The sequence below is a fragment of the Phyllobacterium sp. A18/5-2 genome (genome assembly GCF_025452215.1).
In the GTDB taxonomy this organism is placed as follows: domain Bacteria; phylum Pseudomonadota; class Alphaproteobacteria; order Rhizobiales; family Rhizobiaceae; genus Phyllobacterium; species Phyllobacterium sophorae.
On the sequence record NZ_CP104966.1, the window covers coordinates 3,479,309 to 3,491,716 of the forward strand.

Below are 12,408 nucleotides of genomic sequence, written 5' to 3' on the forward strand. Positions count from 1 at the left end.
AAATGGAGGTTTGAATGAATCCGGTTGAGAAGGCGATTTGGTTTATCGAAGGTCACTTTGCCGAGGACATTACACTGGACGATATTGCGGCCTCGGCCGGCATATCCCGCTTCTACATGTCCCGCGCATTCGCCGTTTTCACAGGCCGTTCTGTCAGTGGCTACTTGCGCGGCCGGCGGCTGACCGAAGCGGCGAAGATCCTTTCCAAGGGTGCCCCGGATATTCTCTGCGTCGCTCTCGGCGCCGGATACAACTCCCATGAAGCGTTCACCCGGGCCTTTCGCGACCAGTTCGGTTTCACGCCGGAACAGGTCCGTACGCAAGGCCATGTCGAAAACATTCCAATGGTGGAGGCACTCAAAATGGATGAATCATTTGTTGTAAATCTCGAAACACCCCGCACCGTCGAGGGCAAAGCAATGCTCATCGCTGGCATCGGTGCCCGCTATAATTGTGAGACCAGCAAGGCGATCCCGTCCCAATGGCAGCAATTCAATGCCTATGCGGGCAATGTGTCCGGCCAGGTTGGCGACATTTACTACGGCGTCTGCTGCAACAGCGACGAAGAGAACAATTTCGACTATATTGCGGGCGTGGAAGTTACGGACTTTTCCGATCTTCCGGACGAATTCAGCCGGGTGCGCATTCCCGCACAGCGGTATCTGGTTTTCACGCATCGGGACCACATCTCGTCGATCCGCAGCACCATGATGACCATCTGGGGCAAGTACCTGCCCAGATCCCGGCATGAAGTTGCCGACGCACCGAATTTCGAGCGATACGGCCCCGAATTCGACCCACGAACCGGCAATGGCGGCATGGAGATCTGGATTCCGATCAAGAACTGACATCAAAAGTGGGGGTTGCGGGAGTTCCATCCCCACCCCCTGTTTTTCGCTCATTTATCATGACATCTCGCTGTCAGCACGAAATCCGCTATGATCAACTGCGGTTACGCGACTGGAGTGCATACCATGCTGCAAGCCTGCTTGAACGGTGGACGAACACGCGACTTTCATCCTGCGGTGCCCTATACGGCGGCAGAACTCGCCAAAGACGCAGCAGCTGCGGTGGCGGCGGGTGCAAGCGAACTGCACATCCATCCTCGCAGTTCCAGCGGTGCCGAGAGCCTCGATCCCAACGACACGGCAGAGGCAATACTTGCAATCCGTCACAATGTACCGGGCACTCCCATCGGACTTTCGACCCATTGGCGCATACCGCCCGGTGGCACGGCACGCCAGGGACAGATCGAGCGGTGGCAGGTACTTCCTGATTATGTTTCCGTCAATCTTATCGAAGAAGACGCTCCGGACGTGATCTCACTGATTCTCGGCAAGGGCATTGGGGTGGAAGCCGGACTTTGGTCCATCAGTGATGCCGAGCGCTTCGTGACATTGCCTGACGCCAGAAAATGCCTTCGCGTGTTGATTGAAATCAACGAACAGGACATCGACGAAGGCCTGGCCGCTGCAACGGGAATCATATCGGTCCTGGCGCGAGCCAAATTCAGGCTTCCCATTCTGATGCATGGCGATGAAGCGAGTGTGTGGCCGATGTTCAGAGAGGCCATGGCTCGAGGCTATGACAGTCGCGTTGGGCTTGAGGATGGCAATCTCCTTCCCTCGGGCAAGAAAGCCGCCGGCAACGCTGATATCGTTGGTGCGGCGGTTCTTCTGGCGCGTGCGTACTGAACAGGTCACTCAAGGCAAGAAAAAGGCCGCTTGAAGCGGCCTCTTTATGATCGGAACGGTGAAGCTTATGCCTCGTCGTCGGACTTCTTCTTGGCGGCTTTCTTCGGCGCCGCCTTCTTGGCAGGCTTCTTGGCCTCGCCGGGCTTGGCATCCGCCTCGTCGTCAGCCATCAGCTCTTCCTTGGTCACCTTCTTGTCGGTAACAGTGATGTTCGAAAGAAGGTGATCGACAACCTTTTCCTCGAAGATCGGAGCGCGCAGATTGTTGACCGCTTCCGGAGTCTTGCGGAAGAATTCATAGATCTGCTGTTCCTGGCCGGGATAACGGCGAACCTGGTCGTAAACGGCGCGCTGCAATTCTTCCTCAGTTACTTCGATGCCGGCCTTGTTGCCGATTTCGGAAAGAACGAGGCCCAGGCGCACACGGCGTTCAGCCAGTTTGCGGTATTCTTCACGAGCTTCTTCTTCCGTCGTATCTTCGTCTTCGAAGGTCTTGCCGGCTTCCTGAAGATCGTTACCGATCTGTGCCCAGATGTTATTGAACTCGGCATTTACCAGGCGTTCCGGCGATTCGAACTTGTATTCGCCATCAAGCGCATCGAGAATCTGACGCTTTACCTTCTGGCGGGTGAACGTGCCGTACTGGCTCTCGATCTGTTCACGGATGACCTGACGCAGGCGGTCCGCACTTTCGATGCCGAGCTTCTTGGCGGTCTCGTCGTTGATTTCAAGTTCGCCCGGCTTGGCAACTTCCTTGACGGTGATGTCGAAGGTTGCGTCCTTGCCAGCAAGATGGGCGGCACCATATTCGGCCGGGAACGTCACGTTGATCTGCTTTTCGTCGCCAGCCTTGACGCCGATCAGCTGGTCTTCGAAGCCCGGAATGAACTGGCCAGAACCGAGAATAAGCGTTGCATCGCTGTCAGCGCCGCCGTCGAAGGGAACACCGTCGACCTTGCCGAGGTAGTCCATGGTAACGCGGTCGCCGCTTTCGGCCTTGCCCTTCTTCGTTTCGAAGGTCTGGGCAGAACTTGCAACGCGCTTGACTTGCTCTTCGACTTCCTCATCGCTTACGTCGACAACTTCACGCGTGACGCTGATCTTAGAGGTATCCTTGATCTCGATCGCAGGCAGAACCTCGTAGTTCAGCGAAAATTCAAAATCCGCCTCGCCGCTCAAGACCTTTTCCGCTTCCTTCTCGTCTTCGGTCATGACGACTTCAGGCTGGGTTGCCGACTTTTCGTTGCGATCGGCAAGGATCGAGCGTGATGAATCGCTCAAGATCTCATTGACAACTTCAGCCATGAACGACTTGCCATACATCTTGCGTAGATGGCTCATGGGCACTTTGCCGGGGCGGAAGCCGTTAATACGCGCCTTGGCGCTGGCGCCTTGGAGGCGTTCGGAAAGCTTTGCTTCCAGATCCTTGGCCGGAACAACGACCTTGATCTCGCGCTTCAGCCCTTCATTGAGCGTTTCAGTAACCTGCATGTCCAAACCTTCACTTTTTTAACATTTGTCCCGCCGTCTCCGGCTTGGTTGCCAATTTGCGGGAGAAAAACTGTTGCCATCGTGGCTTCGGTGCGGATGGAGCAAGCTCAGCTCCTGCCATCCACGTTGATTTTATTGCCTTATTTCTAACTCAACTCTCAATTTGTGGCACAGATTGTATCACAGAATGTGGCACAAAGTTGCGGAAGAATTGCACCTTTACCGACTGGTCGCTCCCTTTACTTCCACTCAGTACAAAAATCAATGGTGGAGCCATCGCGGGCGGCGAAATTGCGGATCCTAAGCCCTCCGCTACCCACGATTGCGAGGTGACAAGGAAATCGAACTGTGCAAGTCTGGATACGTGGGGTTTTGAGACGGCTGATTTGTGCATGCACATTGTGCCGGTTGCGCAACGTGCCGAACGTGTCGAGACTTCACGAGCACCTTATAGAGCGTTGAATACCTGACTTGCATTGCTTGACTTGATCGTCCGCTGAATCGGCCTTCCAGCTGCTCCAACCAGTTGAGTACCTCGGCATTTACCCGCGCGACGCATCGGAAGTCTGATTGTCACGGAGGCTACCCTTGTCACGAACGTTCATCTCAGCCATTCGACTTGGCTTTACTGCCGTCATTTTCTCGGCATCTGCAGCATTCGCCCAAGAGGCCGCTCCTCCGCCGCCACCCGTGACGGTAGCGAAACCGGTCGTGCGCGACGTTATCGATGCCGATGAGTTCATTGGGCGGTTTGAAGCTGTCAATCAAGTGGCCGTCCGTTCCCGTATCGATGGTTATCTCGACCAGGTGCATTTCAAGGATGGTGCCCTGGTCAAGAAGGGTGATCCGCTTTTCACGATTGACCAGCGCCCCTATGTGACTGCGCTTGCACAGGCTCAGTCGGCGCTGGAGGTTGCCAAGACGACGCTCGACTATGCGGAAGCCCAGTACAAGCGGACGGAATCGCTCACTGGCAGCGGGACGTTGTCCGTCTCGACCCTTGACGACCAAAGGCGCGCGTTCCTGGCCGGCCAGGCCAGTGTAACCGGCGCCCAGGCTTCTGTTGACGGCGCCAAGCTCAACCTGATGTACACGGAAATTACCGCCCCCCAGGACGGACGCATCGACCGCCGGCTGATCTCTGTCGGCAATCTGGTCAATGCAAACGATACGATACTGACCACCATCGTCCAGCTCGACCCAATCGACTTTTACTTCGATGTGGACGAGCGCAATCTGCTCAACTATGCGCGCACGGCCCGTGAAAACGGTCAAATCCTGCAGGAAGGCGGTGGCGGGCTTGAAGTAACGGTTAAGCTGACCGATTCCAACGAACCGCCAGTCAAGGGAAAACTCGACTTTGCGGAAAATCGTCTTGACGCGGCGACCGGCACGATGCGGGTGCGTGCCCGGTTCGACAACCCCAATCTCATCCTGCAACCGGGGCTTTTCGGCCGCGTCGAAGTGGCCGCGTCGAACAAGTACAAGGGCATCCTCATACCTGACGATGCGATCGGCTCTGATCAGAACGAGCGGATTGTCTATGTTGTCAGCGAGGACGGTACCGTCACGCCAAAGCCGGTAAGAGTGGGGCCCACGCTCTACGGCTACCGCGTCATCCGCGAGGGCATGACTGGCGATGAGACCATTGTTGTCAACGGATTGATGCGGATTCTGTCCGGGCGTAAAGGTCAAGCCGGAACTTGTGGTGCTGCCGCAGGAAGGCCCGTCTTTCGCGGGAGCCAGCCAATGAGGTTCGCGCATTTCTTCGTCGACCGGCCTATCTTCGCATCCGTTCTTTCCATCGTTCTGCTGATTGTCGGCGGCATCGCCTATACGCAGCTTCCGGTTGCGCAGTATCCAGAAATCGCTCCACCGACGATCGTCGTGCGCACCTCCTATCCTGGTGCCGATGCAGAAACCATTGCCAATGTGGTGGCGACCCCCATCGAGCAGGAAATCAACGGCGTCGAGGACATGCTGTATATGTCTTCCTATTCGACGGCCGACGGATCGATGGCACTGACAATCACTTTCAAGCTCGGCACCGACCTCGACAAGGCGCAGGTCCTTGTGCAGAACCGCGTCTCGATCGCCGAGCCCCGCCTGCCTGAAGAAGTGCGTCGTCTCGGCATAACGACGACGAAGAGTTCACCGGATCTGATGATGGTGATTCACCTTCTATCGCCGGACAATCGCTACGATCAGCTCTACGTCTCGAACTACGCCCGCTCGCGTATTCGCGACGTCCTGTTGCGGCTCGATGGCGTCGGTGATCTCACGATCTTTGGCGAACGTGAATTCTCCCTGCGCATCTGGCTCGATCCCCAAAAACTGGCGGCCTATGGTATGACGGCGAGTGATGTCGTCCAGGCCCTGCAGGAGCAGAACGTGCAGGTTTCCGGCGGTTCCATCGGCGGACCACCCGCCTCTGGAACGAATGCCTTCCAGTATACGGTGACAACCCAAGGCCGCTTCAGCGATGCGAGACAATTCCGTTATGTCATTGTCAAGGCGACGGAAAGCGGACGGCTTGTGCAGCTGCAGGATGTCGCCCGCGTCGAACTTGGCGCCAAGGACTACGTGACCAACAGCTATCTTGGCGGCAGCCCTGCGGTCGCTCTCGGCATTTTCAACCGTCCAGGCACAAATGCCTTGGCGACCGCCGACGTTATCAAAGCGACCATGGTGGACCTGGCCAAGGATTTTCCAGCTGGGCTAACCTACGACATCGTCTACAACCCCACCGAATTCATCTCGGAATCGATCAACGAGGTCTATAAGACCATTTTCGAAGCCGTAATCCTCGTTGCCCTGGTGGTGCTTGTTTTCCTGCAATCGTGGCGGACAGCCATCATCCCGATCGTCGCGATCCCGGTATCGCTAATCGGCACGTTGGCATTCCTGCTGGCTTTCGGGTTCTCGCTGAACATGTTGACGCTGTTCGGTCTGGTGCTCGCCATTGGTATCGTCGTCGACGATGCGATCGTTGTCGTCGAGAACGTCGAACGAAACCTGGCGGCGGGGATGACGCCGAAACAGGCCTCGCACGTGACGATGGATGAGGTCGGAACGGCCGTTATCGCCATCTCGCTGGTGCTGATCGCTGTTTTTGTGCCCACCGCGTTCATTCCAGGCATTACCGGTCAGTTCTATCTGCAGTTCGCCGTGACGATTGCCGTCGCAACTGCGATCTCCGCGCTCAATTCATTGACGCTTTCGCCGGCGCTGGCAGCAATCGTCCTGCGTCCCCATGAGCACGCCACGGCACCGCGAAATCCCTTGACCCGCTTCGGACGAACGCTTGCAAACGGTTTCAATACCGGGTTCGACAAGATGGCGAACGGATATTCGCGGGTTATCCGGAGCCTTGTTGGATCTGCGACAGGCTTGATAGCCAGCCTTCTGGTGTTCGTGGCTCTCCTTGGAGCTACCTGGTATATGGCGACAACTGTGCCGCGCGGCTTTATCCCCACACTGGACCAGGGTTATGCCATCGTCGTTGTCCAGTTGCCCGACGGCGCATCGCTGGAACGCACGGACGCAGTGATCAAACGCGCATCCGAGATCGTCAGGAAAGTCCCTGGCGTCAGCAATGCCGTGGCTTTTGCTGGCTTCAACGGTGCCACTTTCACAAATGCCTCAAATTCCGGCGTCGTCTTTGCACCGTTTGAACCTTTCGAGGAAAGGCTCAAACATGGCCAGACCGCCAACGCCATCATTGGCAACCTTTTTGGAAGCCTGCAAAGCATCCAGGAAGCTTTCATTATTGCCGTGCCGCCGCCCTCAATCCGCGGCGTCGGCAATTCCGGCGGCTTCAAGATGCAGCTGCTCGACCGTGATAGTTCCGATATGCGCCGGGTTCTCGCCCTCGCCTATCAGATGATGGGACAGGCCAACCAGACGCCCGGTCTCACGGGCGTCTTCACGACATTCTCGGCCTCAAGCCCGCAATACTTTCTCGAAATTGACCGCGACAAGGCGCGGGCATTGAATGTCCCGATACCGAATATCTTTGAGACATTGTCGATCAACCTTGGAACGTCTTATGTAAATGATTTCAATGCCTTCGGGCGGGTTTATCAGGTCCGTGCGCAAGCTGACCAGCCGTATCGGATGCAACGTGCAGACATTCTGGATCTGAAGGTGCGTTCGTCAACCGGGGCACTCGTGCCGCTTCGGGACGCTGGTCGATATCAGGGATACGACCGGCCCATCGCTGGTGCAGCGTTACAATATGTACGTTTCGGTACCGTTGCAGGGTAACCCCGCTCCCGGCGTTTCCACGGGCGACGCGCTCGACAAGATGGAAGCCCTCGCCGCCAATACGCTGCCGCCCGGTACCACTTTCAACTGGACGGAACTCGCCTTCCAGGAACGCAGCACCGGCAACACGGCAATATTCATCTTTGGCCTGTCGGTAGTCTTCGTCTTCCTTGCACTGTCGGCGCAATATGAAAGCTGGATCCTGCCGCTGGCGATCATCCTGATTGTTCCGCTTGCCGTGCTCGCCGCGCTCATAGGCGTCAGCTTGCGAGGGATGGACAATAATATCCTGACTCAGATCGGGCTCGTGGTCCTCATCGGTCTCGCCGCAAAAAACGCGATTCTGATCGTCGAGTTTGCCCGTCAGCACGAGGAAGACGGTGCTACACCGGTGGAGGCTGCCATCGAGGCGAGCCGCTTGCGCCTGCGTCCGATCCTGATGACGGCATTCGCCTTCATCTTCGGTGTGGTCCCGCTGATGATTGCCACCGGCCCCGGCGCGGAAATGCGCCAGTCATTGGGTACGGCCGTGTTCTCCGGCATGCTTGGCGTCACCTTCTTCGGCCTGTTCCTGACGCCGGTCTTCTATGTTGCGCTCAGGTCCTTGCGGCGCAAACGGAAGCCAGTGGTGGAGGCACCAGCGCGGGGCTTTTAACAGCTCCGCGCTACATGCGCGGTCGTCCAAGCTGGAGGGGCCAAAGCGGCCGTTGAAGAGATTGCGTCCGGGTAAGATACTACTTTTGAGAAGTTTGCTGGTGCGGATAGAGGGACTCGAACCCCCACGGTCTCCCGCCAGAACCTAAATCTGGTGCGTCTACCAATTTCGCCATATCCGCAGATGGAGGCGTAACTGCACCCCAAGCGCCGGTCTCTATATCACCGTCTTTGAATGGGTCAAAGGAAAAAGGCGAGCATCGGCCAGCAATAATTCCCGGCGCATGAGTGAATGCGGGTGGTCAGTAGATCGGCTCTTCATAAAGCACATTGCCATCGTCCTTCAGCGCACGGATCTGCGCATCACCGGCGGGCGAAACGGCAATCACAGCCTCGATCTTGCGCTCCCGCTGCTGGTCTTCGATCGCCTTTCCCTGACCTTCAGGCACATAATAACGCTCAATGCCATAGGTGACGCGAAGCTGATGGTAGACGGTGGCATTGGCGAAGCTGGCTGTGCGGCCGCGCAGCTGGATCTCGCCCGCCTGCAAATCCTCGCGTCTATGCCAGGAGGCACCACCGAACGTCCAGGCGCCGTCATCGCCCTGCTTCACCGTCACATAAATATCGGCCAATCCGTCCGCGACCGGTGGGGTTCCACTGATCTTGCCCGCCTCGATGTTGGAAATGCCATAACCGAGAGTGACATAGTCACCGCGCAGCAGATCGTGTGGATCGACGGGCTCGGTCAGCAGCGTGATATCGGTGCCATTGCGCAGAATGGAGGCATGTTGTGCGACCATGGCGTAAAGCGCGCCGGACTGCAGCAGCGCCACGCCAGCGCCAAGCCAGAGGAAGCGATTCAACTTCAAAGTCATACCGTTACCTCCTTTTTTGGGCTCTTCCTCTGAAGCCGCCGCTCCATCCGGATGACGAAAGCTGCGAGCAGCAGCACGAGCACGCCCGCACTGAGGAAGAAGCTTGCCGTCCCGATCAGTGTGCCTATGGTTTCAAAGGCAAGATAGAGGACCTCAAGCGAGAAGACTGTATACGCGCTCCAGCGCACCGCCAGATTGCGGTGGCCAGAGAGTGCAAGACCTGCAATCGAACAGCCAAGAATGGCAAAGCCGATGATAACCTGATTGCCGACGCCATCGCTGAACTGGTCAAACTGGAAGAAAATCAATGCCAGGAGCAGCATCATGAAACCATAAGCGCCGATTGCCTCGGCCCAGCCTGTCAGCCGCTGCATTGCACTATTACCCAATGCGTCCGCCAGGAAGAGCGCACCGCCAAGGATGGCGGCCAGCCACAATATCCAGCTCCGGTCGAGGTCAAACCTGACGGTGAAGACATAGATGATCAGCAACAGGGCAATGAAATGCCTGGCCGCCTTCCCATTGGTGAACCAGACCAAACCGCCACAGATGAAAAGCAGGATAGGGACCAGCCAGAGATAGCTGAGCCGCTCCGTTGTGGCAGGTTCGAGCGAACAGAACAGATAGAAGCCTGTAATGGCGACACTCGCCGAGACCAGCACGGGCGAGCGGAGGAACAGCGCGGCAACCATGGTACCGGCCACCCACAGGAGTGCAGCGTCCGCGGCATCGCCCGACAGATGATACATCTGGCCGACCAGAGCAATTCCAGCACCGAAGGTAATCGCCGCTGTCAGGTAGAGGGCCTGGCTGAAGACCTTGTCGCCGCGGCTTTCCCGCCATGCCCCGCCGATATAGCCGATAAACAGCACGGACATGATGAGGCCAACACGGAGAAGACGCGGCATCGCCTCCCAATTGGCGGCGACGAGCGAAACAACGGCCGCGCCGAGAAGGACGGCGCCGAGGAGCGCGAGAATGCCGCCAAGGCCGAAACCGGAACCCCTGTTCTCTATATCGTTGCGCAGGCGTTCGGCCGTGGCGTCATCGATCAAGCCATCCTGCTGCCAGCGCGCAATATGTTTTCTTACGCCGAAGGAAATCGCCACGGGATGCTCCTGATCTCGCTCTTTCGCTCTCAACTAACGCCAGAGACAGCAAGAACGCAATCATGGCCCGATCTGAGCGATTGCCGCAAAGATGACATTTGTGCGACGCAACAATTAAAATCGATTAATGTTGCAATGCAACAATTGCATAGCTGACCTGCAAACTTGGCTCTGCAACTTCTGAGGGCCATGCACTATCTTCAGTTCAACGATCAAGAGTGATCAACAAAACAACGAACCGAAGTGGTGATTGAAATGAACCTTATCCGCTCTTACAGCAACTGGCGCCGTTATCGTGACACGGTTTCCGAGCTGAACCGTCTGTCGACCCGCGAACTCAGCGATCTGGGCATTGCCCGTTCGGACATCCCGTTCGTCGCCAAGAAGTCCGCAGTACGCTAATAGCACAACAGAATATCGCCGGGGCTCATCCTCCTCCCAGAGCTCCCGCGGTCAAAGGCCGGCACTCCTCCTCCCAGCTGGCCTTTACAAAACGACACCCACCGCACCTCCTCCCGCGGTGGGTGTTGTTGTTTCTGGCCTACGCCAGGAATTTGGAGCGCTTTCGACCCTTCATTTCAGCGTGCGCCGCCAACGCCCCTCTGCTTCCATTCCGCCAAGCGCATGACATCAGGTGGCCCGCCCCCCGGCTCGAACCAGGAATCGACCACCCACAATGTACCGGAACGGTCACGGAGAACCGCAGTGAAGTGCGGATAACGCCCATCCAGGAAGCTCCCGCGCGCGTCGCGACGGCTGACGCTGTGAAAACCGAGCAGACCGGCACTCTGCAGATAGCGCAGGAAATGGTCTGTATTGGTCGATTCATCGACGCAATCCATCTGCCCCTTCTCACGCCCAGCGCCAAAATCCATTTTCGGCCGGTCGGTCACACCAATAACCTGCGTGCTGCGGCGCTCGAAGACCTGCACGGCGCGGCGGACAGCGGCTCGTTCCGCTTCGGCGGATTTGCGGCCATCCGCCATTATCGAGGCGATTTTGGCGCGGTCCGCTCCCGTCAGCGTCACCTTTGTTTGAAAATTGCAGCCATAGCCGTGACAAACGCGAAAGGTTTGCGCTCGCGCCATTGACGCAGTGCCACACAGGACAGCAAAGAGGAGCAGCGGCAGAGTACTTGATCCAGTGATGCGCATGGCAGAAACTCTAGCAAGGGCTATCGCTCAAGCCTACCGAATTTACATCTTATGGTTTCTCGTCATTGACTGACCGCCGGGCTGGAAACGCCCTCCGCCCAGCCCTACATTCCAATTCCGCCTCAGATTCCCAGGAGTACGTTCCATGCAAAAACGTCGACTTGGCCGCACTGGCCTATCCATCGCGCCATTGGTTTTTGGCGGAAATGTCTTCGGCTGGACCGCCGGCAAGAAGACTTCATTCGATCTGCTCGACCGTTTCGCCGATGCCGGCTTCAACGCCATCGATACGGCCGATGCCTACTCCCGCTGGGTTCCAGGCAACGAGGGTGGCGAATCCGAGGTGATCATTGGCGAATGGGTTAAATCACGCAAGGCGCGCGACAAGGTGGTGATCATCACCAAGGTCGGCTCGGATATGGGGCAAGGCAAGAAAGACCTTTCCGCCGCCTATATTGCCAAGGCCGTAGAAGCCTCGCTGAAGCGTCTTCAGGTTGACGCGATCGATCTTTACCTCTCGCATTGGCCTGATCCCGATACACCCTACGCGGAAACGCTTGGCGCCTACGACAAACTGTTGAAGGCGGGCAAGATCAAATCGATCGGCGCCTCCAATCTCGATGCGGATCAGCTGCGCGGGGCGCTGGATGTGTCCAACGCAAAGGGCTTGCCACGCTATGACGTGCTGCAGCCGGAATACAATCTCTATGACCGCAAGAGCTATGACGGCAAACTGCGCGATCTCTGCATGGCAGAAGATATTGGCGTCATCACCTATTTCAGCCTCGCCAGGGGCTTCCTCTCCGGTAAATATCGCAGCGAAGCCGATCTCGGAAAAAGCGCTCGCGGTGGCGGGGTAAAGGATTACCTCAACCCGCGCGGCTGCGGCATTCTGGGTGCGCTGGACGCGGTGTCTGCCAGGCACAAGGCCAAGCAAGCGGAGGTCGCCCTGGCGTGGATCATTCAGCGCGAAGGCGTCACGGCACCAATCGCCAGCGCAACCTCGCTGGAACAGCTGGAGAGCCTGATCAAGGCCGCATCGCTTGAGCTGGACAAGAACGACATCGCCGAGCTCGACAAGGCCAGCGCCTGAACACGCTTGTAGACTAAAGAGCCGCTGCAGCGTGCCTGCGGCGGCTTTTCCACGTTGAAGCATGGCTTCA

The 12,408-nt window shown here is 57.4% G+C and carries 8 protein-coding genes, 1 tRNA gene and 2 pseudogenes; 6 read left to right on the top strand and 5 right to left on the bottom strand.

What is annotated here, in order from left to right; genetic code table 11:
- The first annotated feature begins 14 nt into the window (after positions 1–14).
- Together N8E89_RS17345 and N8E89_RS17350 are read left to right on the top strand one after the other, a co-directional pair.
- Positions 15–848 (top strand): AraC family transcriptional regulator, encoded by an 834-nt coding sequence (locus N8E89_RS17345; RefSeq protein WP_262260588.1) that lies wholly within the window; start codon positions 15–17, stop codon positions 846–848.
- A 126-nt stretch (positions 849–974) separates the two neighbouring features.
- Positions 975–1,694, top strand: a complete 720-nt coding sequence (locus N8E89_RS17350; protein ID WP_106663136.1) for a 3-keto-5-aminohexanoate cleavage protein — start codon at positions 975–977, stop codon at positions 1,692–1,694.
- Positions 1,695–1,759: 65 nt separating this feature from the next.
- On the opposite strand, the gene tig is transcribed toward N8E89_RS17350, so the two are convergent.
- Entirely contained in the window at positions 1,760–3,184 is a 1,425-nt protein-coding gene (gene tig / locus N8E89_RS17355) for a trigger factor (protein WP_106663135.1), read from the bottom strand.
- Between the two features lie 711 nt (positions 3,185–3,895).
- On the opposite strand from tig, the pseudogene N8E89_RS17360 reads away from it, so the two are divergent.
- Positions 3,896–4,807 (top strand): annotated as a pseudogene (locus N8E89_RS17360) (efflux RND transporter periplasmic adaptor subunit); the annotation flags it as partial.
- A 126-nt stretch (positions 4,808–4,933) separates the two neighbouring features.
- Positions 4,934–8,105 (top strand): annotated as a pseudogene (locus tag N8E89_RS17365) (efflux RND transporter permease subunit).
- Positions 8,106–8,203: 98 nt separating this feature from the next.
- Here the strand turns inward: N8E89_RS17365 and N8E89_RS17370 are convergent.
- From N8E89_RS17370 to N8E89_RS17380, 3 genes are all read right to left on the bottom strand, one after another.
- Positions 8,204–8,286 (bottom strand) — tRNA-Leu (locus N8E89_RS17370).
- Between the two features lie 120 nt (positions 8,287–8,406).
- On the bottom strand, positions 8,407–8,982 hold the full coding sequence (locus N8E89_RS17375) for a GDYXXLXY domain-containing protein (RefSeq protein ID WP_106663132.1): 576 nt from the start codon (positions 8,980–8,982) through the stop codon (positions 8,407–8,409).
- Positions 8,979–10,091, bottom strand: coding sequence for a DUF2157 domain-containing protein (locus N8E89_RS17380; RefSeq protein ID WP_162707283.1), 1,113 nt, complete (start codon positions 10,089–10,091; stop codon positions 8,979–8,981). Before N8E89_RS17380 ends, N8E89_RS17375 begins: the two co-directional genes overlap by 4 nt.
- A gap of 255 nt (positions 10,092–10,346) precedes the next feature.
- Between N8E89_RS17380 and N8E89_RS17385 the strand changes: the two genes are divergently transcribed.
- Complete coding sequence (locus tag N8E89_RS17385) at positions 10,347–10,493, top strand: DUF1127 domain-containing protein (protein ID WP_100001090.1); 147 nt, start codon at positions 10,347–10,349, stop codon at positions 10,491–10,493.
- A 176-nt stretch (positions 10,494–10,669) separates the two neighbouring features.
- On the opposite strand, the gene N8E89_RS17390 is transcribed toward N8E89_RS17385, so the two are convergent.
- On the bottom strand, positions 10,670–11,245 hold the full coding sequence (locus N8E89_RS17390) for a hypothetical protein (protein WP_245448638.1): 576 nt from the start codon (positions 11,243–11,245) through the stop codon (positions 10,670–10,672).
- Between the two features lie 145 nt (positions 11,246–11,390).
- On the opposite strand from N8E89_RS17390, the gene N8E89_RS17395 reads away from it, so the two are divergent.
- On the top strand, positions 11,391–12,338 hold the full coding sequence (locus N8E89_RS17395; RefSeq protein WP_106663130.1) for an aldo/keto reductase: 948 nt from the start codon (positions 11,391–11,393) through the stop codon (positions 12,336–12,338).
- Positions 12,339–12,408 lie beyond the last annotated feature (70 nt).